Here is a 23,870-nt window from a genome sequence, read left to right on the forward strand (position 1 = left end):
CCTCACCGTCGGGTCACCCGAAGGTGAAGGAGTACAGCTGCAGCCCGGGCGAGGCCTCCAGCTCGAGCTCACCTGATCCCGCCTCGTCGGTACGGACCAGCTCCATCCCGTTGGGCACGCCTGAGACGTGGGTGGTGCGGGTCTTCCCGTTGACCGTCCAGGTCAGGTCCCCCTCGCCGGAGACGACGAGGTTGACCTGCTTGCCGCGGTAGGACAGGCGCAGGCGGCCCTTGCCCTCGGCCGGGGCGATGGACTGCGGCTCCACTTTCCACGTTCCGTCCAGGGCGAAGGTGTCGGCCTGGAGGCGGGAGGGGAACGAGAAGGCGCGCTGCCCCTTCTGGAGGGTCCCCTGCGCGAAGCCGGAGGCACGGTCCGATCCCAGGTAGGTCTCGGGGGTGCGGGGGCTGTTGGTACCCGCGTCGTCGTTCGCCTCGGAGAAGATGGGGGCGGGAAGGGTCACCTTCGGATTGGCCTGCGTGAGCAGCTCGCGGACGAGCTTCTCCGTGGCGGCCTCACCGCCCTCACCGACGTGGGTCTGGCGGACGTTGCCCTGGGCGTCGGCCAGGTAGTGGGCGGGCCAGTAGTGGTTGTCGAAGTTGGTCCAGGTGGTCAGGTTGGAGTCGACGGCCACGGGGTAGGTGATGCCGAGGCTCTTCACGCCACCGCGCACGTTGTCCACCTCCTTCTCGAAGGCGTACTCCGGGGAGTGGACGCCGATCACCTGCAGGCCGGAGGCGGCGTAGGTCTCGTGCAGCTTCTCGATGCCGGGGATCGAGCGCTGGCAGTTGATGCACGAGTAGGCGAAGAAGTCGACCAGGGTGACCTTACCGGCGCGACTCTGCTGGGTCAGGGGCCGGTCGCCGGGCGTGTTGATCCAGGCCACCGCGCCGTCGATGGCGGGTAGAGGACCGCAGTCACCGAGAGCGGTGGCCCCGGGGCGGCAGGCCCCGGAGGAGTCACTGTGAAGGAGGTCGTCGGTGCGGGCCTGAAGGGAGGCCGTGTAGTCGGGCAGGCGGCGCTGGAGCGCGGCCGGGGCGTCCAGAACCAGCGCCACGGCCAGCCCGAGCATGACGACACCGGCGGTGACGCGGATGGCGCGCTGGCGGGTGCGGAAGGCGCGGATCCTCTCCGTGATGCCGCGTCCGGCCAGGGCGAAGGCCAGCAGCGGGATCGCCGTGCCGACGGCGAAGGACACGGCCAGTGCGACGGTGTCGGCGCCGATCCGCCCGGTGGCGCCCGCGACGGCGACGGCCGCGAGGACCGGGCCGGCACAGGGCACGTACGCGGCTCCCAGAACCAGGCCCAGAAGGAAGCCGTTGGAGGGATTCGTCGAACCGCCGAAGCGCTGGAAGCGCGCGAAGGGACGCTCCAGGATCTCCATGACCTTTGGGACCATCATGCCCAGGCCGATCAGGGCGAGCATGACGATGCCGATCCAACGGATGAGGTCCTGCGGCAGGTGGAGCAGGCTCAGCAGGGTCGACCCCAGGAGCGTGAAGATCGTGAAACTGACCACAAGGCCGGTCACCACGAGGTAGGGGTGGAAACGGGAGGCGAAGCCGCCGTCGGCCTCCTTGTCATCACCGTCATCACCGCGTACGCCCTGCGCTCCTGCGGAGAGGAGGATGACGGGGAGCACGGGAAGAACGCACGGGGAGATACCCGTGATGAGTCCTCCCAGCAGCCCGACGGCCACCAGACTCGAGACGGTTGTCACGATAATTCACCCTTTCGGTCCGTTTCTTGTTGCTAGTCTCGAAAGAGGTTCGGAGCCATCGGCAACAGGGATTGTCGAACAACCACATAGCCGCCTATGACGATCGTCACTCACGACGGGTGTCGTCAGGCTCATTCTCGAGTTCCGTGAACGGCGACGACTCCGGATCCGCAAGAGCGGGCCATCCCGCACTGACACTGCACCAGCAACCGCATAGGAGATCTCATGCGATTCACCGCTACACGTGCCAAGACCCTCGCCACCTCGCTCCTCATCGTCACCGCCGGACTCGGTCTGGCAGCCTGCTCGGGTTCCGGCTCGAGCGACTCGACCACTCCCGCCACCAAGCAGACCGCGGGCAAGACCAGCGACGGTGGCGCGGCCACGCCCAGCGCTGACAGCAAGGTGACCGGTGGCGCCACCGGTGGAGGCAGCCAGCCCACCGCTCCCCAGGGCCAGCAGCAGGGTGGTGCTGACAGCAGCGCCGGCACCCAGCAGGGTGGCCAGCAGCCGGGCCAGCAGCCGGGCCAGCAGGGTGGCGACAACCAGCAGGGCGGTCAGCAGCCGGGCCAGCAGGGTGGCCAGCAGCCGGGCCAGCAGGGCGGTGACAACCAGCAGGGTGGCCAGCAGCCGGGCGGCTCCATCCAGGGCGACAACCAGCAGGGTGGTCAGCAGCAGGGCGGCGCCGAGAGCAGCGCCGGCGCCCAGCAGCCGGGCCAGCAGGGCGGCGGCAACTGAGCCGGGAGACCTGTACTACCCATCTGGCGAGGGCCTCGCTGCAGCAACGGCTGCGGCGAGGCCCTCGCCGGCTTTCAACTCACGTAACAGCGCCTCAGCCTCATCACGGCGCACAGGACGCGACCGGAGGGGATCACGATAACGTTGCGGCTCGGCCGCCCCCATGCCAGGCTTCCGGGAGGCCGGGGCGGTGGACAACGGACGACCAGGACACCGTTCGATCTGCAAGCCGTCCACCGCCCCGGTCCCCGCACCCGTTCCCAACATCTGGAGACCCCCATGCTGTCCACCCTGCTGGAGAAGACCGACCCCGCGCGGCGGCGAGTCGGAACCGCGATCGTCGTCGGCGTCATCGGAGGCTTCTTCTCCGCCATCGTCAAGTTCGGCTGGGAGGTTCCCTTCCCGCCCCGCACCCCGGAGCGCAACGCCACCAACCCGCCCCAGCAGCTCCTTGAGCAGCTGGGGATGAGCCCGGAGCAGTCCCACACCGGCGTCACCTTCAACGGCAACGAGGGGCTGCCGATCTACTCCTTCATCATCCACTTCAGCTTCGCGATCGTCTTCGCCGTCTTCTACTGCGTCATGGCGGAGTACTACAAGTCGATCACTCTGTGGCAGGGGGCCGCCTTCGGTCTGCTCGTGTGGGTGGGGGCGCACCTGGTGCTCATGCCGCTGACGGGCACCGTCCCCTCGCCCTTCCCGTGGGTCGCCGGCGGGCAGACCTGGGCGGAGCACTTCTCCGAGGCACTGGGGCACGTCATCTGGTTGTGGTCGATCGAGCTCGTGCGCCGGGACGTGCGCAACCGCATCACCCACCAGCCCGACCCGTGGGTTCCGCTCGACGCCGAACCGGCCCGCTGAGTCCTCAGGGCTCGGCTCGTCTCTCGTAGCGTGGGCTGCACCGCATGAGGCGGTGCAGCCCACGCTGTTTGGCTGTCACCCGCCCAACCACTCGATCAGGAGGAGCAGCCATGGTCACACTCATCACCGGAGCGTCGTCGGGGATCGGTGAGGAGTTCTCCCGCCGCTACGCGGCCAGGAGGCACGATCTCGTTCTGGTGGCCCGCAGGCAGGACAAGATCGACGCTCTGGCCAAGGAGCTCCGCAAGGAGCACGGTGTGGAGGTCACCGCCATCTCCCTGGACCTGTCCGAGCCTGACGCAGCCCAACGACTGTGGAACGAGACCGACCGCAGAGGTCTACACGTTGACGTCCTGGTCAACAATGCCGGCTTCGGCACCGGGAAGGACGTCGCCGACGACGCCCCCGAACGCCTGGAGCAGGAGGTGCGCCTCAACTGTCTTGCGGTGGTGGGCCTGACGGCCAGGTACCTGCCGGCGATGCGCGAGCGCCGGAGCGGCACAATCATCAACGTCTCCTCCGCCGCCGCCTTCCAGCCGATGCCCCACATGGCCGTCTACGGGGCCACCAAGGCATTCGTGCTCTCCTTCACCGAGGCGCTCTGGCGAGAGACGAGGAGGGACGGCATCCGTGTGCTGGCCGTGTGCCCCGGATCCACAGACACCCCGTTCTTCGAGGTCTCCGACGAGGGCACGGTCGTCGGCAGGCTCCGTTCCACGCGCCAGGTCCTCGATACGACCATGCGCGCCCTGAGAGGAAGCGGTCCCAGCGTTGTCGATGGTCTGGGGAACGCCGTCGTCGCACGATTCCTCACCCGTGTCCTCCCCAAGCGGGCGCTCCTGGCGGCAGTGGACCGGGTGTTCCGTCACTAGGAGGGCTCCGGCTCCGACCGCAGGTACCCGGAGGCTTGAGGTCCGGGCTACCAGGGAAGAAAGCCCGGGTAGGACTCGAAGGGGTAAAGGCGTCTGGGCAGGTACTGCTTCTGCTCCGCCCACTCGATGAGGGCGCGCCAGTCGCGGGCGATGCGCTCCTGCGCCTCCTGACGCCGCTCATCGGGGTGAGACTGGCGCACAAAACCGGGAACGATCGTCGATGCGTCGTCAAACGGCCAGGAGTAGTGCTGCTCCTCGAAGGCCTCGGCCAGCACCAGACGGTCCGCGAGCGGGAGGCCCGCCAGCGGATCAGGGCGATCCCCCTGTACCGCCCAAGCCCCAACGAACCTGGCCCACTCCTCCATGGTCGTCAGATGCAGCGCCAGGTTGTGGGTATCAGGAGGCGTCAAGCCGTTGCTCATGCGGAGCCCCCTGTCAAGGTTCACACGCGCCGTCTCGCGAAAGGTCACCCAGGGGATGTCGGTGCGCCACCACCAGCATCCGATGAACCGGAAGATGTGCACGCCCGAGGCGTTGAACACGGTGAAGCTCAGCAGCCGGTACGCCATGAGAGAGGCCACAAGCAGGCCACCGAGCACCAGGGCACCCGTCATGGTCTGGTTGGACGCCCCCGTCGCCGCCAGAAGAACTCCGGCGGCGATTCCTGCGGTTGCGGTCAGGGGGAGGAACAAGAAGAGATGGAGGAGGATGTAACTCGGGTTGCGCAGTGCCGTGAAGATGAGGAATCGCCGCTCAATCCAGCGGGATGGAACCAGCGCCCAGTCGATGTACTTCGTTGACGCCCTGAGATCTCCCCGCATGAGATTGACGCTCTCCGGAGCCGGGGCTCACAGGGTGATGATGACGGTGGCGGCGGCGAAGACGACGCCGTAGGCCAGTTCCATCAGGCCCGCATCACGCAGGGAGGCGATGAGATCGCGTCCCCGGGCGCCGGCACGCACAGGCGCGGTAGCCCGCCGCACCAGTGGCAGGAGCAGGAGCGGCGCCGCCAGCGCGATGACCAGAGTCAGCAGAGGACTGATGTGTCCCCCGCCGTCGACGGGACTGGCTGATCCGGTCTCACGCGCCCACACGAGGGCGACGGCCCCCAGCAGCAGGGTCACGTGAAGCATGAGGGAGAAGGCGCGCCGAGCGCCCCCCTCCCCCAGACGGACCGCCAGGGTCATCTTGCCGTGGGCGGGATCGGTGTCGATGTCGCGTAAGTTGTTGACCATGAGCAGGGAGCAGGCGAGTAGGCCGATCCCGCAGGCCGAGGGCCACAGCCACCCCGGCACCGTGCCGGCCTGGACATAGGCGGTTCCCACCGTGGCCACCAGGCCGAAGAAGATGAAGACGAAGACCTCCCCCAGGCCGGCGTAACCGTAGGGGTGGGAGCCGCCGGTGTAGAACCAGGCGGCAGCGATCGCCCCGGCGCCGACGGCGAGCAGCCACCACTGGCCGCTCAGGACCACGAGCGCAAGCCCCAGGAGGGCTCCGATCCCGAAGCAGCCGAAGGCGGCGAGCTTGACGGTGCGGGGGGCGACCTGCCCGGATGCGGTCAGTCGCGGCGGCCCGGTGCGATCGTCGTCGGTGCCGCGCACGCCGTCGGAGTAGTCATTGGCCAGGTTGCAGCCGATCTGCAGCGCCAGGGCCACGCCCGCGGCCAGAAGGCTCCGCATCACTGAGAGCTCCCCCATCGCGGCGGCGGCCCCGGCGCCCAGGATGACGGGGGCGACGGCGGCCGGCAGGGTGCGCAGACGCACCACCTCCCCCCAGCTGGTGGCGCGGGGGCCGCTGTCCTGCGCGTGTTCGCCGTTCTCGCCGCTCACGGCTTCCTCCGATCCTCTCGCAATCCTCTAGGGTAGGCGGCAGTGACCCTACCAGCGCCGTGGCCCTCACCGGTGCGAGCGCCTGAGCCACACCTCGGCCGGTGAGGCAGCCGGCACCCTGATCGCCAGAAGGACCTCCGTGAGACACCCCGATCCCCGTCCTCGTACTCCTTCACCCGGGTCTGAGCCTGCCGCGTCTGAGCCCTCGGTGGGCGAACGCGCCCTGGGAGCACTGACCGGGCTGGCCCTCGGCGACGCACTGGGGATGCCCACCCAGTCGATGAGCCCGGCACAGATCCGCCGGTGCTACGGCTCGATCACCGGACTGCGCGACGCCGTCCCCGAGCAGCCCATCGCCCCCTCCATGCCTGCGGGCAGCGTCACGGATGACACCGAGCAGGCTCTCATCCTGGCCGGCCTCCTCACCGACGGTGGCGGCCGCATCGACCCCCACCAGCTCGCCGATGCCCTCCTGCGCTGGGAGGACGATATGCGCGCCCGCGGTTCCCTGGACCTGCTGGGGCCCTCCACCAAGCTCGCTCTGGAGCGGGTGCGCGCCGGGGCCGACCCGCGCTGCACCGGCAGGGAGGGCACCACCAACGGCGCCGCGATGCGAGTGGCTCCGGTGGGCATCGCCTTCTCCCTGAGTACCGACGGCAACGCGCTGGCCCGGGCCGTTCACGCCTCCTGCCTGGTCACCCACGACACCCGGCAGGGTTTCGAGGCCGCTGGGCTCCTGGCCGCAGCGGTCAGCGCGGCCATCGACGGCGTCGACGCGGCGGGGGCGCTGAAGGCGGCGCTGGACTTCGTGGCCGCCCACCCCGAGGAGGGCCACTGGACGGAGAGGGCCTCCGTCGCCGCCCGCACGCGCCTGGCCCTGGAGACGAGTCGCGACCTGCACGGGGACGCCCTGGCCGAGCATCTGCGCACCTACGTCGGGACCTCGGTGGAGTCGGCCGAGTCGGTCCCCTGCGCTCTGGTGATCGTGCGGGAGTTCGCGCAGCGGCCCCTGGACGGGCTGTGCTTCGCCGCTGAGCTCGGGGGAGATACCGACACGATTGCCGCGATGGCCGGTGCGGTCCTGGGGGCGAGTTCACCCCAGCTTCTTCCTGCCGAGCCGGTCCGTCAGGTACTGGCGCGCTCCAGGCTGAGACTCGCCCCGGTCTGCGAGGCGCTGCTGGCGCTCCGTGGCGGTATCGGGCGCTCCCGGAAGGCCTCTCCGGAGCGGAGGCGGCCATGACGGGACGGGTCATTCACACCGGCCAGGTCGTCATCGACCTCACCTTGAGGATCGAGGCGATCCCAGAGCCCGGCGGTGACGTGTTCGCCAGCGAGTCCTCCATGGCCGTCGGCGGTGGCTTCAACGTCCTGGCCGCCGCTCGCAGGCTGGGTGCCGAGACCCTGTACGCCGGGCCACTGGGCGAGGGACCCTTCGCCGAGGTGGCCCGTGCGGCGCTGGAGACGATCGGGGTGGATCATGTCGGCCCGGTCGTACCCGGTGACCAGGGCTACTGCGTGGCCATGACCGATGCGCGAGCCGAACGCACCTTCATCTCCACCTGCGGGGCCGAGACTCGCGGCCCGGTGGATGCCTTCGACCACCTGGAGGTGAGCGGCGACGACGTCGTCTACCTCTCCGGCTACTCCCTGGCCGATGATGCCTCCAGGACGGCGCTGGAGCGGCTGGCCGGGAGACTGATCGAGGCCCGGGCGGGGTGCACGGCACTGTTCGACGTCTCCCCCATGGTTGACTCGATCCCCATGAGCGCTTTGGAGCGCATCGGTGGACTGGCGCCCATCTGGTCCCTCAATGAGCGTGAGGCCGGGCTGCTCGCCGGTCGTCTGGGGCTGCATGTGGAGATCGGCGACCACGGTGCTGCCTGCGAGACGCTGGCGTCCAGGCTCGGCATCGTCCTGGTACGGGCCGGGGAGCAGGGTTCCTGGTTCTCCGACGGAGACGGGGCGTGCCATACCCCGAGCATCCCGGTGACACCGGTAGACACCAACGGGGCCGGGGACGCGCACTCCGGTGTCCTGGCCGCGGCCCTGGCCAGGGGCGTCGATCTGACGACGGCGTTGCGCTGGGCGAATGTGGCCGGCGCCCTGACCACGACGTGCTTCGGCCCGGCGACCTGCCCGAGTGAGGCGGATATCAGGGCCCTGGCGTAGGAGGCTCCGACGTCACGTCCGTCGCGGCCGCGGCGAGGAGCCGGGCGACCCTTCGCCGGTCGACCTTCCCGCTGGGGCGCAGCGGCAGGGCCTCCAGGACGACGACCCGTTTGGGAGCGTGGGCGCCGTCCAACCGGGCACGGACCGCCTCACGCAGGGCGGCGCCGTCACACCCGGGCCAGCGGGCCCGCTGCCGGCCCGGCTCGAGCACGACGGCGGCGACCACGCGGCTTCCCCACTTCTCATCGGGCAGGCCGACGACGCAGGCCTCGGCAACGCCGTCGATGGCGGTGAGGGCCTCCTCGACCCGGCGGGGCTCGACCTTGACGCCCCCGGTGATGATGACGTCGTCCAGGCGGCCCAGGACCTCCAGGCGCCCGTCGGGGTGCAGTCGGCCGCGGTCGGAGGTGGCCAGGATGCGCTTGCCGCCGCTGCGGTGGAAGCCCTCGCCGTCATCGGGTCTGCCGCCGGGACTGTCGGCGGGCCTGCGGCCAGAGGAGCGGAGGTAGCCCTCGGCCAGGACCGGACCGGAGAGGAGGATGCGGCCGGCGCCCTCGGCATCGGGGTCCTGGATGGCGACCTCGACGCCTGCCAGCGGGCGGCCGTTGTAGACGCAGCCCCCACCGGTCTCGCTCATGCCGTAGGTGGTGACCACGGTGACGCCCGCCCTGCGGGCCCGGGCCAGCAGCGCCGGGTCGGCGGCGGCGCCGCCCAGGAGGACGGCGTCGGCATCCGACAGGGCCCGGCCGGCCACCGGGTCCTGCAGGACGCGCACCAGCTGGGTGGGGACCAGGGAGACGTAGAGCCGGGAGGCGGCCGCCCCAGTGGACAGGCGCGCCGAGTCCAGGGCGTCCGCGAGCGCCGTCGGGCTGAATCCTGCGCTCGTGTCGACCACGACGGGCTCGGTTCCGGCCTCCAGGGAGCGGATGAGGATCTGCAGGCCGGCGACGTGGTGGGCGGGCAGGGGCAGGAGCCAGGTTCCCGGGCCGCCGAGGCGCGCGTGGGTGGCGCGGGCGGAGGCCACGAGGGCGGCGGCGCTCATGGCGATGAGCCGGCCGGTGCCGGTGGTGGAGCCGGAGGTGCGCAGGATGAGGTCGGTGCGCGCGGGGATGCGGGTGATACGGCGGCTCAGGTCGGCGCGGGCCCGGGCGGGGTCCTCCCCGGGGCCGATGGGTACGAGCAGAGGCTGCAGCACATCCGTCCGGTCCTCCCCTTCCACGGGGGCGGCGGGGGCGGGGTGGTCACCACGGTCGGTGAGCAGGCCGCGCAGGGCCAGGCGCTCGGCGAGGGCGGCGCGCAGGGCGGCGACGTCGTCGGGGGCGGTTCCGCCGGTCAGGAGGCGGAGGGCGGGCTGGGTGGGCACGGCATGATCGTGCCACGGCCCCGGCCGGATGGGGTGAGCGGGTGCGCAGACGGGAGGGGCCGGGCAGTGAGGGGCCTGCGGGATCGTCCGGCTCGGTTAGGGTTGGCCCATGCGTATCGTCCTCATCGTCCTGGTGTTCGCCCTGACGCTGTACGCCCTGCTGGACTGCGCACGCACGCCGGATGAGAGCATGCCGGCGCGGATGCCGAAGTACCTGTGGATCACCCTGATCGTCCTGTTCCCGACCATCGGCCCGATCGCCTGGATCATCGTCTCGAGGGTCAGGGCCGCCGAGGAGCGCGGCGGTTACGTCGAGCCCACCGTGTGGTCCTCCCGGGAGGGCACGACCTTCCGTCGTCCGCAGCGCGCCCGTCCCACGGCGCCGGACGACGACCCGGAGTTCCTCAGGGGCCTGGAGCAGGACATCCGCCGTCGCCGGCACCGCCCGCCAGAGCCCGCCGGTGGTCACGACGCCGGCAGCGGAGCTGAGGGCAGCAACGAGGGCAAGGCCGGTGGGGCCGGAGAGGACGCCGGCGGCGATGAGACGGGCGAGACCGACCGCTCCGGGACCGACCAGCACTGACCAGCACTGACCAGCACTGACCGGGAGCACACCGGCCCGGCCGCGCTGCTCCGGCCTCAGGGCAGGGCGGCGCGCGTCTGGGGCCAGGGAGTGGTGTCGACGTCGTAGCCGTGGGCGGCGGCGTGGATGAGCCAGTCGCCGGGGATCCAGGTGCGCCCGATGAGCTGGGGGTGCTCGGGCATGTAGCGCACCGACCACAGGATGAGGACGAGCTCGGCCCACTGGGCCCGGATCTTGAGACGCACCGAGCCGGAGGCGTTGGCGGCGGCGATGACGATCTCTCCGGTGGCGGTGAGCTGGACCTCCTGGATGTCGGCGTAGGAGATGGGCATGACGCCCTCCCCCGTGCCCAGGTAGATACCGTGGGTGGACACAGTCAGGCGGGCGCCGGCCAGGTGGCGCCACTTCTCGACGGCGTCGGCCTCGGCGGCGCGTCGGCGCCGGTGGTTGAGGTAGGCCTGTCCGCCGAAGAAGGCGGCCGTCAGTGCCAGGCCGACGGGACCGCCGGCCAGGAAGAAGCCTCGGGAGGGGTTGTAGGTGGCGTCCCCGCGCCGCCACAGGAGCAGCTCGGCGTCGCAGGTGGCCAGCATGACCTCGCCGGATCCCAGGGCCGGGCGTACGGGGTCGATGGTCGGCGAGACCGGGTTGGGGCGGCGGCCCTGGCGGGTGGAGGTCAGGACGGCGGCGGTGTGCCACCACACGAAGTCCTGCCCTGTCCAGGGGCGGCGCGGGGCAGGGCGGGCGCGGCCGGGACGGATGACCTCACCGGGGGGGCCGGCGCGCACGACCTCGCCGCCGACAGGACGTGAGGGCGGCTGCTGGGTCACCGGGCCGCCTCGGTGCGCCCGTCGCGGCCGTCGCGGCCGTCGCGGCCGACGCTGCCGGTGGCGGGGCGGGCGGAGGAGGTGCCGGGGACCATGTCGCGGGCCTGGCGCAGCAGGTCACCGGCCGGCTCCCAGTAGGCCAGCCCCACGAGGGTGCGGTCCTCGAAGGTCAAGGAGGTCAGGGAGGCCAGGGCGCACTGGCGTCGGCGCGGGTCGTGGGCCAGGGAGCGCCCCTCCAGGAAGAGGCGCAGCGACCAGACGGGCAACTGGTGGGAGACGAGGAGCGCCTCGTGGCCCTCGGCGAGGTCGAGCGCGGAGACGACGGCGCCGCGCATGCGCTCGACGATCTCCCGGTAGGGCTCGCCCCAGGAGGGGCGCAGCGGGTTGACGTAGCTGGACCAGAGGGTGGGGCGGGCCAGGACCCAGCGGTTACGGTTGACGGCCACCCCCTCAAAGGCGTTGCCGGCCTCGATGAGTCGGGGATCCGTCGTCGGCGCCAGGCCGAAGGCCGCGGCCGTGGGGGCGCCGGTCTCCCGGGCCCGCTCCAGGGGCGAGGTGACGACCTGGGTGATGTCGTGCCCGGAGGCGGACAGGACATCGGCGACCTGCTGGGCCATCTGGTGGCCCAGGGTCGACAGATGGTACCCGGGCAGGCGGCCGTAGAGGATGCCCTCGGGGTTGTGCACCTCGCCGTGCCGCATGAGGTGGATCGTCGTGCGCGCCATGCGGTGATTCTCGCACGCTCGCCGGCAACGGTCAGCCACCAAGCACCGTAGGGTGTCCCCATGACGACTCGCAGTGCATGGGGTCTCGGTCTGGCGACCGTGACTGACGACGGCAACACCCTCGACGTGTGGTACCCCCACCCGGTTCTCGGCGACGAGCCCGCGGACGGGCACGCCGACCTCCTGGCCTCCCTGAGCGCCATGGAGCGCCGCGATGAGGCCCGCGGCGTCCACACCACCGTGGTGCGCACCTGGGCCGACCTCGACGACGCCCCCCAGACCGTGGCCGGCGCCTACCTGCGCCTGCACGCGCTGTCCCACCGTCTGGCTAGGCCCAACACCGTCAACCTGGACGGGATCTTCTCCCGCCTTCCCAACGTGGTGTGGACCTCCGCGGGCCCCTGCCGCACTGAGGACTTCGAGACCACCCGCATGCGGCTGCGCGCCGCCGTGGGGCGTCCCATCCAGGTGCACTCGGTGGACAAGTTCCCCCGCATGACCGACTACGTGCTGCCCTCGGGGGTGCGGATCGGCAACGGCGCGAACGTGCGCCTGGGCGCCTACCTGTCCGAGGGCACCACGGTCATGCACTCCGGCTTCGTCAACTACAACGCCGGGACGCTGGGCCGCTCCATGGTCGAGGGCCGAGTCTCCCAGGGGGTTGTCATCGGTGACGGCTCAGACGTCGGCGGCGGCGCCTCCACAATGGGCATGCTCTCGGGCGGCGGGCGCCAGTGCGTGGCCCTGGGCGAGCGCTGCCTGCTGGGGGCGAACTCGGGGCTCGGGATCCCGCTGGGTGACGACTGCGTCGTCGAGGCCGGCCTGTACCTGACGGCCGGGACGAAGGTCTCCCTCATGCCGCAGGGAGGTGTGGTGCCCGGCAACCACGGCCTGTTCAAGGAGCCGCGCGTGGTCTCGGCCCGCGAGCTGGCCGGCGCCTCCAACGTCCTGTTCCGCCGCAACTCCCAGTCCGGCGCCGTCGAGGCGCTGGCCCGCGGCGGCAAGAGCATTGAGCTGGGCTCGACGCAGCACGCCGACCAGTAGGGCCTCTCTCCTCCGCCGCGCTTCTCGTTCCGGCCGCCTTCCGCCTCAACCGCGGGAGGCGGCCGGTTACGTTGGAGAGACCAGCATGCCGAGGAGGGCCGGGCTCAGAGCCGGTCGAGTGCTTCGCGCCTCAAGGACAGGGCTCAGGCCGCGGGCTTGTGGGCGACGAGGGCGATGCCGACCATGTCCTTCTCGTAGCGTTTGAAGGTGCCTGCCATCTCCTGGACGCGCCGGCGCAGCGCCTTGTCGGCGGCGACGTTGCGCGCGATCCGCAGGAAGCCTCCTACTCCCTCGTCGCGGATGTTGCGGCCGACCTTGAGCAGCGCCATGGGGGCAGTGTCGACCCAGTCGACGACGAGTCCGGCGTTTTCCATGAGCTCCTTCCAGGCGGCCGCCGTCATGGGGCGGGCGTTGACGTGGATGGAGCGGGCCAGGTCACGGCGCAGCTGGGTGTAGTACTCCTCGTCGATGTCGTCGGGGGTGACGCCGAGCTCGTGGATGGCGTAGCGCCCGCCGGGGCGCAGGACACGGGCGGCCTCGGCGACGATGGCAGCCTTGCCCTTGTCCCCCTGCATGGTGAGCATGGCCTCGCCGACGACGACGTCGGCGCTGGCGTCGTCCAGGCCGGTGTCGGCAGCCTCGCCCTGGCGGACAGTGCCCAGGTCCCCGACGACGGCGGCCACGCGCCGGGCGGCGTCGGGGTCGCGGTCAATGGCCGTGTAGGAGGCGGGGTGGTCCTTGATGATCTCGGCGGCCGTGCGCCCCAGGCCCGGAGCGAGCTCGACGACGTCGGTGCCCGCGAGGCCGGCGTGGCTGAGCATGGCGGCGGACAGGGCGGCGCCGCCGGGGCGCAGGACGCGTTTGCCGGCGCGGGCCAGGACCCAGTGGCCGGGCGCGGAGGCGATGGGTCGGTCGGCGTGGGGCAGCGGCAGGTCGGCCGAGGCGGTGGAGTCGGCAGGCTTCTTGCTCATAAGGCCAGCCTAACCACATCGGAGCGGGGACCGATAGGGTCGTCATCAGGCGACAGCCGCCTGGTGTGGCAGACAGGCTCAGGCACACACGGTTCAGCCCCAGACTCGCCTTGTCGAGGACAGGAACGGGACCTACCGTTTCAATATGTTGCCCGCTGCCGCCCATCCTCCGCATGATGACGCGGATCGCCCAACCCCCGATGAGGCTGTGGAGCGGCCGGGGCAGGCGACACGACGACGGATGCTCGTGCGGGCTACCGGCCTTGTCATCGGTGGAGGACTCGCTATCGCAGGTGGGTACGCCTGGACGCACGGACCGGGCGGGACACTGTCCTACGAGACCAGAAGACTGAGGGCACTCCGAGACGACCCGATGGGAGCGGAGACCATCCTCGGGGTCTCCGCCGTCTTCACCGAGTCACGGGAGCTGCCCAGGTGGTTTCAGTGGAAATACGGGGGTGTCTCACTGCGCCGATGGTTCTATGACGCGAGCAGAACTTCCGCGGAGCTCACGAGTCTTTTCATCGACTACGCAGAGAGCCACGGCTGGACGAGGGATCCCGGACCATCCACACCCGAGTCATGGATCGGCCGCCACGGCGGGACGGAGCCGACTGATGGCATGATCCTCAATGTCGCCCCCGATATCGGGCCGCACGAGACCGACCCGCTCAGCGGCTCGGTTGTTGTCGGACTCGGGTACGCCTGAGACAACACCATCCCCTCCCCGTCAAGCGAGAACCACTCATCGTAGCGACACACATGGCCACGAACCTCTACGACAAGCCCCTTCAGCAACACTGAATAATCTCAGTGCACCAAACCACACAACTACCCTAAGGGATTCATAGAATCGCCATATGACTACGGCAGTCCCAGATCCCCACACCCCTGCATCAGAATCCACAACCCCACCCTCACGTCTATCTCGCCGCCAGATATTGACTCGCATCAGCTGCGGGACTCTTGTTGGAGGTCTGGCCGTAGGAGGCGGACTCACCTGGGCCTTCGGCCCCGGAGGCCCTCTCTCACATGAGGCGAGACAACTGAAAGCACTCAAAAACGACCCCATGGGAGCCAAGACCATCCTTGGCCTCACCGCCGTCCGCACAGAAGAGTCTGAGCTCCCCGGATGGACGACCTGGAAGTACCCAGGAGTTCACCTCAACCGGTGGTTCCAAGATCCATCAAAACCTGCTGAGCAACTCAGAAACGAATTCATCAACTACGCCAAAGCCCGCGGATGGAAAAAAGAGAGCAGATTCGGCTCGTCTACATCATGGTTCGCACGACACTCCCACCGCGACTCGGACGACTACATGGAGTTAGCCATCGGACTGAGCCAGTCCAGCTCCGTAGAAAAAAATATAGTCCTTGTAGTTCTTGACTACGATTAGCGACACACACTGAGACAATCGCATCCCCTTGCATACAATTCATGTAGCGCCTATTTGACAGCAAGCACTGGGGGTCCCATGAAACTTGATATCAATAACAGTTCTTCCCGAACAGACGGAATGAATCGCTTTAACATCGCGCTTGTCACTCTGACACTGCTGTGCCTCTTCATACATTTCACAGCAGCCTCACTTCACACAACCGACGCCAAAGCAGACGTTAAACTAAATCACTTAATCCGAGCCACCCTACTCGGAGACTCTTACTCGGCAGGAAATGGCGCCGGGTCATACTATGGAAACAAAGACGCATACAGAAGTCATAATAACTGGGCTCACAAGTATGTGGATTGGATAAACAAACAAGGCATTCCAGCAACACTTAACAATCTAGCCCACAGCGGATACACCACGAACGATGTGATGGATGAGCAGATTCCAAACATTGACACAAACACCAATTTAGTGATGTTCACTATCGGAGGGAACGAAGTTGATTTTGGAGGAATCGTCAGAAGATGTTTTGCTCCATCCTCTCGCGAACCTAAACAATGCGAGGGGCTCGTCGACCGCGCAAATTCCAAGCTCAACGAGGTGAAAACTCGAACATTATCTATCCTGGAAAAAATCGACAACCACCTCCCTCACGAAGCGCAGGTAGTTATAGTTGGATACCCAAGACTAGCCGGCGGAAAGTATACTCTTATAGACAACTCAGGTTTCAGGTTTGGGAGACCAATGATCGTGTATGACGCAGGAACCTCCGTCCGAAAACTGAGCGACGCATCGAAGAAGATCCAATCAGATCTGGTATCGGAATGGAATAGAAATCATCCACAACTTAAAGTAACCTATATTGATGGAGTAATTAACGCTTTCGACGGGCACGAACCCACTCCTTTCGAGGTATACGGCAATTCCAACCCAAACAGATGGATCAACGGACTTTTCGAAACTGAAGGAATAAAGGGCACAGACGGAAGCACTCGATCTAAGCCCAGCATAGACGCCAGCGAGTACTATCATCCAAACATAATTGGGCATGAAGAAATCGCTAACCTCATCAAAGACAAGATTGGGGTGCCTAAGTTGAGTGAGGGACGCGATCGCAACATGGACATAGATATTGTTTTTGCAATCGACTCCACAGGATCCATGAAAAATAATGTCGATGCTATCCGATCAAAGATTGACAGTCTCGCAAGAGAGGTAAGTAAAGCATCCACATCTCCCCGCTTCGCGCTCGTCGACCATAAGGACCACCCACAATTCAATCCCAACAACCAAAATTATCTAGCCAACACGGACTTGAACTTCACTTCAGACATCTCCGAACTAGAAGCAGCTTTAGGATCTTTGAATTACGAAGGAGGAAACATAGGAAACACCAACGCCAGCGTCTACAGCGGTGTCATGCAAGCCGTTAATATGAAATGGCGCAACGGAGTTAAGAAGATCGTCGTCGTCATCGGTGACGCTCCTCCACGCGACCCTGAGCCGGAAACCGGTTATACTGCTGCCTCCGTCGCTAAGGTTGCCTACGACGTGGACCCGGTCAGTGTCTACGGTATTGACACCGGACAGCTCAACTCCACCAGCTTCCAGACGCTGGTCACCTCCAGCACGGGCACCACCGCCAACGCTTCCGCTCCCGACCAGGTCAGCGACCTCGTCAACAAGGCCATCAGCAGCGAGCTCAACAAGCCCTTCGCCTGGATCCAGGGTCCCTATGTCGCCAAGGTCGGAGATCCTGTCGATATCGATGCCGCAGCCTCCCACGCAGTCTCTGGCTCCCTGACCTCCTATGAGTGGGACTTCAACGGTGACGGCGTCTACGACGAAACCGGAACCTCCCCACGCATCACCCATACTTTCAGCGAGGAGTTCAGCGGCGTCATCGGGCTGCGCGTCACCCAGTCAGACGGGCAGACCGCCGTTGCCACCACCCAGGTCGATATCACCGATGACGGCGACAACACGCCACGCGACCAGGACAACTGCCCCGACGTCAGTAACTGGGGTCAGACCGACTACGACAACGACGGAGTCGGAGATGAGTGCGACCCCGACCCCGGCTTCCCCACCCAAGACAAGCCCGGTGTCTGCGTCGTCGGCAAGAACTGCCCGCCCGACAGCGGGACTCCCAGCGCCCAGCCAACACCCGCACCGAGTGGAGGCTCGACACCCACCCCGCCGTCGCCACTGAGCCCACCCAGGCGCCCACGGCAGTTCCGACAACTACTGCTTCAAAGCGCCCCCTCGCCAACACAGGGACCGACGCGAGCAGGTTGATAGCCCTGGCGATCCTCGGGCTGCTCGCCGGCGCAACAGTTCTCCACTACCGCCGCAAGGTCACCTCGTAGCCGGTGATACCCGGGCAAATCCCGGCTCGCCGATCACAGTGTTGGGGCCGTTCCTCTCCCGGAGCGGCCCCAACACACGTCCCGGTACGGTGTCCACATGGATCAGATCATCACTCCCGCCATCTGCTGCGACGGCACCGCCGACGAAGCAGCCCGGTTCTACGCCGACGTCTTCCGCGAGGGCTCCATCGTCGAGCAGGTGCCCGGGCTTGCCGCCACAGTCAGCATCCACGGCTTTCGGCTCTCGCTCATCAACGGCGGTGACCAGTACTCCCCGAACCCGTCAATCAGCTGCATCCTGAACTTCGACCCGCTCCTGTTCGGCGGCGAGGAGCAGGCCCGGGCCTACCTCGATGAGCTCTACGAGCGGCTCTCCACCGGCGGCGTGCTCATGGAACTGGGCGAGTACCCGTTCTCGCCGCGCTACGCCTGGGTCCGCGACCGCTTCGGCATGACCTGGCGGCTCATGCTCACCGACCCGGCCGGCGAGCCGCGTCCCTTCATCCTGCCCTCCTTCATGTTCGGCGGGACCAACCACGCCAACGCCGAGGAGGCCACCGAGGCCTGGATCGCCCTGTTCGACGACGCCCGCCGCGGGGCCCTGCGCCGCTACGAGGAGGGCGGGCCGATGGAGGCGGGGACCGTCATGTTCACCGACTTCACGCTGCGCGGCACCTGGATGGCGGCCATGGACTCGGGGGCCTTCCACGACTTCACCTTCACGCCCGGGGTCTCCATGATCGTCTCCTGCCGGGACCAGGAGGAGATCGACCGCTACTGGTCGGGGCTGTCGGCCGCGACCCAGGCCGAGCGCTGCGGCTGGTGCGTCGACCGCTGGGGCGTGTCCTGGCAGGTCGTCCCCCACAACATTGCCGAGCTCATGGCCGACGCCGCCACGCGCGAGAAGCTCCTGAACATGGGCAAGATCGACCTGGCCGGCCTGTAGGCCGCCGATCTCACAACGACGGTCTCGGTGACGTGCAGGCAGCTATTTCGTATTACACTTGTCATGTGGAAACCATTGATGGCGTACCGGTCACCGACAAGATGATCCAAGAGTGGTCGGACGAAGCGGAACGTGGATACGACGTCGACGTGCTGAAGAAGCGAGGACGCCGACCCATCGGGGATGGTGCGGCGCGGGTCGTCCCAGTCCGCATGGACGACAGTCTGGTGGCCGCGGTCGACCAACGCGCTGAAAAGGACGGCACCAGCCGCTCCGAGATCATCCGCTCAGCCGTACGAGCCTTCGTCGCGTGAAAGTCCACAACTCAGCACTCAAGCATGGCATCAGCGCTGCGGACGCGCTCTACGCCGCCAACCACCGGATTTACGAGAGCTGGCCGGACGACGACGTACCAGCCAAGCAGTTCGTCATGGGTTTCGACAGCCAAGGACGGCTTCTGGAACTCGTCATTCTCACCTTCGACAGTGGTAACCAGCTTCTCATCCATGCGATGAAGGCGCGTCGCCATCTCCTGGATCTGATCGACTGATGCCCAGCAGACCGGGGACCCGCTCCACCTCTGGAACAGACACCCCGATTCGGTAGAACGTCAGTCGGCCCCTCCCGATGCGGCGGAGTGCTGCCCGGTGGTGGAGTTCGCATCGACGGGCGACCCCGTTCACCTTTGATGGCAGCCAGCTGGTCTACGAGCGGCTGGTGGCACCCCGGAAGCAACTGATCGACGACGTACTTCTGCATCGGGGACGTACTTCTCCCGCGAACCACTGAGGGCGGACTTCAGTGGTTTGCGGGAGAACGCAGTCGTCGTCGGAAAAGTACGTCCCCGGTCCGGATCACCGCGGCCGCGAGCAACCAGCGTAAGCCCGGATCAGACCCGGGTGACGCGGTCGAGGCTGGGGACGCCGGCACGGGTGGCCGGGTACTGCCCGTCGTCGTGCTTGCGTCGGTGCATGGCCACGTAGTGGCGCTCGGTGGAGCCGTCGTAGACCTGGCGGGGCCGCCCGATGCGCTTGGCGGGGTCGGCGATCATCTCGCGGTACTGGGCGATCCAGCCCGGCAAGCGCCCCAACGCGAACAGGGGCGTGAACATCTTCGTGGGGAAGCCCATCGCCTGGTAGATGAGGCCGGTGTAGAAGTCGACGTTGGGGTAGAGGCTGCGGGAGACGAAGTACTCGTCGCGCAGCGCCGTCTCCTCCAGCTCCATGGCGATCTCGAGCTTGCGGTCGCCGTCGTCGGACCCCAGGCGGGTCAGGACGTCGTGGGCGGTCTCCTTGACGATCGCGGCGCGCGGGTCGTAGTTCTTGTAGACCCGGTGGCCGAAGCCCATGAGCCGGACGCCGTCCTCCTTGTCCTTGACCTTGCGGACGAACTCGGCCGTGCTCATCCCCGAGCTCTGGATCGTGTCCAGCATCCGCAGGACCGCCTCGTTGGCGCCGCCGTGCAGCGGCCCGGACAGGGCGCCCACGCCCGCGGCCACGGAGGCGTACATGTTGGCGTCGGCCGAGCCCACAAGGCGCACCGTGGAGGTCGAGCAGTTCTGCTCGTGGTCGGCATGCAGGATGAGCAGCATGTCCAGGGCCCGCACCACGGCCGGGTCGATGTCGTAGGACTGGTAGGGCATCCCGAAGGTCAGGCGGATGAAGTCCTCGACGTAGGAGCGCTGCGGGTCGGGGTAGAGCAGCGGCAGACCGATGGCGCGCCGGGCGATGTAGCTGATCATCGTGGGCATCTTGGCCAGCAGCAGCACGGTGGCGAGCTCGCGCTCGTAGGGGTCGTGCGGGTTGAGGGTGTCCTCGTAGTAGGTGGCCAGGCCCGCGATCCCCGCCTGGAGGATCGCCATCGGGTGGCCCGAGGAGGGGAAGGAGGTGAAGAAGCCGCGGAAGTCCTCGTGCAGGAGCCGGTGGCGCGAGATGCGCCGCTCCATGCGCGCGAAGGACTCGCGGTCGGGCAGCTCGCCGTTGATGAGGAGGTAGGCGACCTCCAGGAAGGACGAGGACTTGGCCAGCTCCTCGATCGGGTAGCCGCGGTAGCGCAGGATCCCGGCCGCGCCATCGATGTAGGTGATCTGCGAGGTGCACGACGCCGTGTTGGTGAAGCCCGGGTCGATCGTCACCACGCCGGTGGAGCCCAGCAGCTTGGACACGCCCAGGCCGTCGGTGCCGTCGGTCGCCGGGGTGCGTGGCAGCTCGAGGTTCTTGCCGTCAACGGTCAGCAGACCGGGGCCGCCGCCGACGCCGGACCGGCTCTGCTCGGGCTGCTCAGCCGCGGCGGGGGTGGGGATGCTCGTCATCATGCCTCCTGAGGCTCGGGGCCGCACGCATCGCGACGGCGAGACCTGGGCCCACGGGGTTCCGGCAGACCCAGCGACCACTGTACGGGGTGCGACGTCACAGCGTCGTTTCATGGACCCACCGAGGGCGAGACCGGATCGGCCCGGATCGGCCCGCCGAGCGCAGCAGTCAGGCACCACCCGATGCTTGATAAACTTATCAAGTCACTCGCTCGTTGATAAACTTATCATCGTGCGGACTCCTCTTGACTCACCGTTCAGCCCAGGCTCGGACACGGTGCCCCTGGTGTGGGCGGGGCGTATCGAGCACCTCAGCGACTGGCGGGATGCCCTTCACCCACGCCGCGCCGCCGGCATCCACGAGCGCGGCCGCACAATCCTGGGGGAAGCCGGCTCCGGAAAATCCGCATTGGTGCGCCGGATCGCGAGTAAGGCCTTGGAGGCGGGCGACTGGGTCACGCCACAGCTGCGTATCCCGTCGGGAAGCGACCCCATCAAGCGAGTCGCCTCGGCTCTGCTAACCCTCGCCGACACGGCGGGTCTGCCAGCAGCAAGGGAGCAGCGCATCGGCGACCTGCTGCGCCGCGTTGAGTCCGTGGCCGCTTCCGGCATCTCCCTGTCCGTGCGAGCCCAGGACGGTCCCGAGCCGTATTCCGCCCTGACCGATCTACTCATTGAGATCGGCCGTGCAGCCACCAAGCGCCACGCCGTGGTGATGATCCACATCGACGAGGTCCAGAACATCACTGATGAGCACGCGCGCTCCCAGCTGCTCATCGCCCTGGGTGACGCGCTCACTCACGAGGAGTCCATAACCCTTCCCGGCGGTCTGAGCGTTGGCTCGGCGCTTCCTATCGCCGTCTATCTGACCGGGCTGCCCGAGTTCGCGGACATGGCCGGAGCCCAGTCCGGTGCCACCTTCGCGCGTCGCTTCCAGACCAGCACACTGGAGACCATCGAAGACGACGACCTCCTGACCGCACTCCACCCCTTCATCAGCCAGGGGTGGCCCATCACCACCGCCGACGGCGGCACAGACCGGATCTTCATGGAGCCCGACGCCCAACGCGCCATCGTCGAGCTCTCCTGCGGCGAGCCGTTCCTCTTCCAGCTCGCCGGGCAGTGCGCCTGGCACGCCAGCACCGACAGCATCATCACCGCCGAACACGTCTACACCGGATGGAGCAGGCAGGCGGTCCGCGAGGCAGAGGCACATGTGCAGCGCATCCTCGACCGGCTCCCACCGCGTGAGAGGGAGTTCGTCGAGGCAATGGCCGAGCTCGCACCCGAGGAGCGGTCTCTGACGAACATCGCCAACCGGCTCGGGCACAAGAGGGCTACGGACGCGGGCCCCACCGCGCAGCGGCTCGACCTGACCCGCAGGATCATCCGGCGCGGTAGGCCCTACCGATTCCAGCACCGCGCCGTCGGAGCCTATCTCACCTCCGAGTGGCCCGAGGTGGGCTGACCGGGGCCGGCCAGCCTCAGCCGGCGAAGAGGGCGGCGGCCTCGGGCGAGTGCAGGCGAGCGGCGGCGGCGGCCACGCGCTCGTCGGTGTCGGTCAGGCTCATGCGCACTCGCCCGGCGCCGGCCTCGCCGTAGAAGTCGCCGGGGGCCACGACGATCCCCAGCTCGGCGAAGGCCCCCACGAGCTCGTAGGCGCTCATCGACGCGGTCCCCCGGAGCCACAGGTACAGGCCGGCCACGGAGGCCGGGTCGTTGACGAGCCCGGCGGCGGCGGTCGCCTCGACGAGCACCTCGCGGCGCTCCCGGTAGACCTCCTTCTGCACCTCCATATGCGCCTCGTCGCCGAGGGCGGCCACGAGGGCGGCCTGCACCGGAGTCGGCATGAGCATGCCGGTGTGCTTGCGCACCTCGGTGACGGCGCCCACGAGCTCTGCGTCACCGGCGAGGAAGGCCGCCCGGTAGCCGGCCAGGTTGGACTGCTTGGACAGGGAGTACAGGGCGAGCAGGCCGGTTCGGCCCGTTTCCCCTCCGACCCGGGGGTCCAGGAGGCTCGGGATCGGATGGTCGTCCCACGGCGACTCCCAGCCGAGCTCGGCGTAGCACTCGTCGGAGATGACGACGGCACCCCGCACCCTGGCCCAGGCGACGATCCGGGCCATCTGCTCGACGCTCAGGACGTGACCGTCGGGGTTGCCGGGGCTGTTGAGCCAGACGACGGCCACGGGTGCGTCCTCGGAGATGCCCCACGTGTCGGGGTCGGCGTCGGTGTCCACGGGGACGGGGGTGGCCCCCACGAGGCGGGCGCCGACGTCGTAGGTGGGGTAGGCGGCCCGCGGGTGCAGGACGAGGTCGCCGGGGCGCACCCCCAGGTGCAGCGGCAAGAGGGCCACGGACTCCTTGGAGCCGATGGTGGGGATGACCTCGTCGTCGCCCAGGCCGGCCACGCCCCGACGTCGCTCCATCCACTCGATGATGGCGGCACGTACCGCGGGGGCGCCGACCGCCGTCGGGTAGCCGGGGGCGTTGGCGGCTGTGGACAGGGCGATGCGAGCGATCTCAGGAGTGGGATCGACGGGCGTGCCCACCGCGAGGTCGACGACGCCGTCCGGGTGCTGGGCGGCGCGCTCCCGGTAGGGGCGCAGAGAGTCCCAGGGGAAGTCGGGCAGGGCCAGCCGGCGGGGCAGGTGGTGAGTGGAGACGGTATCAGGTGTCGCGCTGGTGGTCACGGGCCCTGATTCTTCCTCACACGCCGGGGGCGTCTCCACCTCCGGCCCCGCCCGTCGGCTCAGTAGCCGTTGGCCTCTTTCCACTCCTCGTTCTGCGGGGGCAGGGCGGCGATCATGGGGTCGTCGTAGTCCAGCGCGCCGGTCCGCTGGGCGCCCCCGGGCGAGCCGAGCCCCTTGAGCTCGAAGAAGTCGATGTTGGCGCGGGTGTAGTCCTCCCACTCCTCGGGAACATCGTCCTCGTAGAAGATCGCCTCGGTGGGGCAGACGGGCTCGCAGGCGCCGCAGTCGACGCACTCGTCGGCGTTGATGTAGAGGCTGCGTTCACCCTCGTAGATGCAGTCGACGGGACACTCGTCGACGCAGGCGCGGTCCTTGACGTCGACGCAGGGCTGGGCAATGACGTACGTCATAGCAGCAGTGTCCTTTCTCCTCTGGGGATCCTCCCGCGCGAGTAGGCGCGGTCG

The 23,870-nt window shown here is 68.0% G+C and carries 25 protein-coding genes; 15 read left to right on the forward strand and 10 right to left on the reverse strand.

The features are described 5' to 3' along the window. Window positions 1-13: 13 nt before the first annotated feature. Window positions 14-1,717 (reverse strand): cytochrome c biogenesis protein CcdA, encoded by a 1,704-nt coding sequence (locus tag FBF36_RS10720; protein ID WP_034493603.1) that lies wholly within the window; start codon window positions 1,715-1,717, stop codon window positions 14-16. A 225-nt stretch (window positions 1,718-1,942) separates the two neighbouring features. Between FBF36_RS10720 and FBF36_RS10725 the strand changes: the two genes are divergently transcribed. The 3 genes from FBF36_RS10725 to FBF36_RS10735 all read left to right on the forward strand — a co-directional run bounded on the left by FBF36_RS10725 (window position 1,943) and on the right by FBF36_RS10735 (window position 4,188). Further along, entirely contained in the window at window positions 1,943-2,455 is a 513-nt protein-coding gene (locus FBF36_RS10725) for a hypothetical protein (protein ID WP_009398666.1), read from the forward strand. A gap of 279 nt (window positions 2,456-2,734) precedes the next feature. Then, on the forward strand, window positions 2,735-3,316 hold the full coding sequence (locus FBF36_RS10730) for a YagU family protein (RefSeq protein WP_009398664.1): 582 nt from the start codon (window positions 2,735-2,737) through the stop codon (window positions 3,314-3,316). A 110-nt stretch (window positions 3,317-3,426) separates the two neighbouring features. Beyond that, complete coding sequence (locus tag FBF36_RS10735; protein WP_009398663.1) at window positions 3,427-4,188, forward strand: SDR family NAD(P)-dependent oxidoreductase; 762 nt, start codon at window positions 3,427-3,429, stop codon at window positions 4,186-4,188. Window positions 4,189-4,235: 47 nt separating this feature from the next. Here FBF36_RS10735 and FBF36_RS10740 read toward each other — a convergent pair whose 3' ends face one another. Both FBF36_RS10740 and FBF36_RS10745 read right to left on the reverse strand, forming a co-directional pair. Then, window positions 4,236-5,009, reverse strand: a complete 774-nt coding sequence (locus tag FBF36_RS10740) for a hypothetical protein (RefSeq protein WP_009398662.1) — start codon at window positions 5,007-5,009, stop codon at window positions 4,236-4,238. A gap of 27 nt (window positions 5,010-5,036) precedes the next feature. Then, window positions 5,037-6,017 carry a 1,4-dihydroxy-2-naphthoate polyprenyltransferase gene (locus FBF36_RS10745; protein ID WP_009398660.1) on the reverse strand — a complete coding sequence of 327 codons (981 nt, stop codon included), beginning with the start codon at window positions 6,015-6,017 and terminating at the stop codon, window positions 5,037-5,039. 208 nt (window positions 6,018-6,225) lie between these two features. Here FBF36_RS10745 and FBF36_RS10750 point away from each other — a divergent pair, with 208 nt between their 5' ends. Both FBF36_RS10750 and FBF36_RS10755 read left to right on the forward strand, forming a co-directional pair. Beyond that, complete coding sequence (locus tag FBF36_RS10750) at window positions 6,226-7,257, forward strand: ADP-ribosylglycohydrolase family protein (protein WP_009398658.1); 1,032 nt, start codon at window positions 6,226-6,228, stop codon at window positions 7,255-7,257. After that, entirely contained in the window at window positions 7,254-8,186 is a 933-nt protein-coding gene (locus tag FBF36_RS10755) for a PfkB family carbohydrate kinase (RefSeq protein ID WP_009398657.1), read from the forward strand. The genes FBF36_RS10750 and FBF36_RS10755 overlap by 4 nt, the downstream gene beginning before the upstream one ends. Here FBF36_RS10755 and FBF36_RS10760 read toward each other — a convergent pair. Continuing rightward, complete coding sequence (locus FBF36_RS10760; protein ID WP_138137512.1) at window positions 8,170-9,549, reverse strand: AMP-binding protein; 1,380 nt, start codon at window positions 9,547-9,549, stop codon at window positions 8,170-8,172. The two genes, FBF36_RS10755 and FBF36_RS10760, sit on opposite strands and share 17 nt — an antisense overlap. A gap of 109 nt (window positions 9,550-9,658) precedes the next feature. On the opposite strand from FBF36_RS10760, the gene FBF36_RS10765 reads away from it, so the two are divergent. Beyond that, on the forward strand, window positions 9,659-10,132 hold the full coding sequence (locus FBF36_RS10765) for a PLD nuclease N-terminal domain-containing protein (RefSeq protein WP_009397509.1): 474 nt from the start codon (window positions 9,659-9,661) through the stop codon (window positions 10,130-10,132). A gap of 56 nt (window positions 10,133-10,188) precedes the next feature. Here the strand turns inward: FBF36_RS10765 and FBF36_RS10770 are convergent, their stop codons facing one another. Together FBF36_RS10770 and FBF36_RS10775 are read right to left on the reverse strand one after the other, a co-directional pair. After that, entirely contained in the window at window positions 10,189-10,959 is a 771-nt protein-coding gene (locus FBF36_RS10770; protein WP_225792347.1) for a hypothetical protein, read from the reverse strand. Beyond that, window positions 10,956-11,681, reverse strand: coding sequence for a histidine phosphatase family protein (locus FBF36_RS10775; protein WP_138137514.1), 726 nt, complete (start codon window positions 11,679-11,681; stop codon window positions 10,956-10,958). Before FBF36_RS10775 ends, FBF36_RS10770 begins: the two co-directional genes overlap by 4 nt. 60 nt (window positions 11,682-11,741) lie before the next feature. On the opposite strand from FBF36_RS10775, the gene dapD reads away from it, so the two are divergent. Then, window positions 11,742-12,725, forward strand: a complete 984-nt coding sequence (gene dapD / locus FBF36_RS10780) for a 2,3,4,5-tetrahydropyridine-2,6-dicarboxylate N-succinyltransferase (RefSeq protein ID WP_009395020.1) — start codon at window positions 11,742-11,744, stop codon at window positions 12,723-12,725. A 143-nt stretch (window positions 12,726-12,868) separates the two neighbouring features. Here dapD and FBF36_RS10785 read toward each other — a convergent pair whose 3' ends face one another. Continuing rightward, the gene (locus tag FBF36_RS10785) at window positions 12,869-13,696 is read right to left on the reverse strand and encodes a class I SAM-dependent methyltransferase (protein WP_138137516.1); all 828 of its coding nucleotides are present in this window, start codon (window positions 13,694-13,696) and stop codon (window positions 12,869-12,871) included. A 373-nt stretch (window positions 13,697-14,069) separates the two neighbouring features. On the opposite strand from FBF36_RS10785, the gene FBF36_RS10790 reads away from it, so the two are divergent. The 7 genes from FBF36_RS10790 to FBF36_RS10815 all read left to right on the forward strand — a co-directional run bounded on the left by FBF36_RS10790 (window position 14,070) and on the right by FBF36_RS10815 (window position 18,952). Continuing rightward, window positions 14,070-14,405: a hypothetical protein gene (locus tag FBF36_RS10790; protein ID WP_009393223.1), complete on the forward strand. Its 336-nt coding sequence runs from the start codon at window positions 14,070-14,072 to the stop codon at window positions 14,403-14,405. 151 nt (window positions 14,406-14,556) lie between these two features. Then, window positions 14,557-15,093: a hypothetical protein gene (locus tag FBF36_RS13535; protein WP_009393221.1), complete on the forward strand. Its 537-nt coding sequence runs from the start codon at window positions 14,557-14,559 to the stop codon at window positions 15,091-15,093. A 78-nt stretch (window positions 15,094-15,171) separates the two neighbouring features. Beyond that, window positions 15,172-17,385, forward strand: a complete 2,214-nt coding sequence (locus FBF36_RS10800) for a GDSL-type esterase/lipase family protein (protein WP_225792348.1) — start codon at window positions 15,172-15,174, stop codon at window positions 17,383-17,385. Continuing rightward, window positions 17,382-17,456, forward strand: coding sequence for a hypothetical protein (locus FBF36_RS13540; RefSeq protein WP_263970037.1), 75 nt, complete (start codon window positions 17,382-17,384; stop codon window positions 17,454-17,456). Before FBF36_RS10800 ends, FBF36_RS13540 begins: the two co-directional genes overlap by 4 nt. Before the next feature lie 97 nt (window positions 17,457-17,553). Then, window positions 17,554-18,402, forward strand: coding sequence for a VOC family protein (locus FBF36_RS10805; RefSeq protein ID WP_009393212.1), 849 nt, complete (start codon window positions 17,554-17,556; stop codon window positions 18,400-18,402). Window positions 18,403-18,467: 65 nt separating this feature from the next. Continuing rightward, the gene (locus FBF36_RS10810) at window positions 18,468-18,716 is read left to right on the forward strand and encodes a ribbon-helix-helix domain-containing protein (protein ID WP_034490804.1); all 249 of its coding nucleotides are present in this window, start codon (window positions 18,468-18,470) and stop codon (window positions 18,714-18,716) included. Next, complete coding sequence (locus FBF36_RS10815) at window positions 18,713-18,952, forward strand: hypothetical protein (RefSeq protein ID WP_009393207.1); 240 nt, start codon at window positions 18,713-18,715, stop codon at window positions 18,950-18,952. Before FBF36_RS10810 ends, FBF36_RS10815 begins: the two co-directional genes overlap by 4 nt. 339 nt (window positions 18,953-19,291) lie before the next feature. On the opposite strand, the gene FBF36_RS10820 is transcribed toward FBF36_RS10815, so the two are convergent. Beyond that, entirely contained in the window at window positions 19,292-20,713 is a 1,422-nt protein-coding gene (locus FBF36_RS10820) for a citrate synthase (protein WP_087943936.1), read from the reverse strand. Between the two features lie 232 nt (window positions 20,714-20,945). On the opposite strand from FBF36_RS10820, the gene FBF36_RS10825 reads away from it, so the two are divergent. Continuing rightward, entirely contained in the window at window positions 20,946-22,181 is a 1,236-nt protein-coding gene (locus tag FBF36_RS10825) for an ATP-binding protein (RefSeq protein WP_034490803.1), read from the forward strand. 16 nt (window positions 22,182-22,197) lie between these two features. Here the strand turns inward: FBF36_RS10825 and dapC are convergent, their stop codons facing one another. Together dapC and fdxA are read right to left on the reverse strand one after the other, a co-directional pair. Further along, the gene (gene dapC, locus FBF36_RS10830; protein WP_192574969.1) at window positions 22,198-23,406 is read right to left on the reverse strand and encodes a succinyldiaminopimelate transaminase; all 1,209 of its coding nucleotides are present in this window, start codon (window positions 23,404-23,406) and stop codon (window positions 22,198-22,200) included. Between the two features lie 59 nt (window positions 23,407-23,465). Continuing rightward, window positions 23,466-23,816, reverse strand: a complete 351-nt coding sequence (gene fdxA, locus FBF36_RS10835) for a ferredoxin (protein WP_009394099.1) — start codon at window positions 23,814-23,816, stop codon at window positions 23,466-23,468. Window positions 23,817-23,870: the final 54 nt, after the last annotated feature.

This window comes from Actinomyces sp. oral taxon 171 str. F0337 (assembly GCF_005696555.1).
Lineage (GTDB): Bacteria > Actinomycetota > Actinomycetes > Actinomycetales > Actinomycetaceae > Actinomyces > Actinomyces oris_E.

Coding starts and splice junctions, on each gene's coding strand:
- FBF36_RS10725 (WP_009398666.1), top strand. CDS start 1,943: ATGCGATTCACCGCTACACGTGCCAAGACCCTCGCCACCTCGCTCCTC.
- FBF36_RS10730 (WP_009398664.1), top strand. CDS start 2,735: ATGCTGTCCACCCTGCTGGAGAAGACCGACCCCGCGCGGCGGCGAGTC.
- FBF36_RS10735 (WP_009398663.1), top strand. CDS start 3,427: ATGGTCACACTCATCACCGGAGCGTCGTCGGGGATCGGTGAGGAGTTC.
- FBF36_RS10740 (WP_009398662.1), bottom strand. CDS start 5,009: ATGCGGGGAGATCTCAGGGCGTCAACGAAGTACATCGACTGGGCGCTG.
- FBF36_RS10755 (WP_009398657.1), top strand. CDS start 7,254: ATGACGGGACGGGTCATTCACACCGGCCAGGTCGTCATCGACCTCACC.
- FBF36_RS10765 (WP_009397509.1), top strand. CDS start 9,659: ATGCGTATCGTCCTCATCGTCCTGGTGTTCGCCCTGACGCTGTACGCC.
- FBF36_RS10775 (WP_138137514.1), bottom strand. CDS start 11,681: ATGGCGCGCACGACGATCCACCTCATGCGGCACGGCGAGGTGCACAAC.
- dapD (WP_009395020.1), top strand. CDS start 11,742: ATGACGACTCGCAGTGCATGGGGTCTCGGTCTGGCGACCGTGACTGAC.
- FBF36_RS10785 (WP_138137516.1), bottom strand. CDS start 13,696: ATGAGCAAGAAGCCTGCCGACTCCACCGCCTCGGCCGACCTGCCGCTG.
- FBF36_RS10790 (WP_009393223.1), top strand. CDS start 14,070: ATGGGAGCGGAGACCATCCTCGGGGTCTCCGCCGTCTTCACCGAGTCA.
- FBF36_RS13535 (WP_009393221.1), top strand. CDS start 14,557: ATGACTACGGCAGTCCCAGATCCCCACACCCCTGCATCAGAATCCACA.
- FBF36_RS10800 (WP_225792348.1), top strand. CDS start 15,172: ATGAAACTTGATATCAATAACAGTTCTTCCCGAACAGACGGAATGAAT.
- FBF36_RS10805 (WP_009393212.1), top strand. CDS start 17,554: ATGGATCAGATCATCACTCCCGCCATCTGCTGCGACGGCACCGCCGAC.
- FBF36_RS10820 (WP_087943936.1), bottom strand. CDS start 20,713: ATGACGAGCATCCCCACCCCCGCCGCGGCTGAGCAGCCCGAGCAGAGC.
- fdxA (WP_009394099.1), bottom strand. CDS start 23,816: ATGACGTACGTCATTGCCCAGCCCTGCGTCGACGTCAAGGACCGCGCC.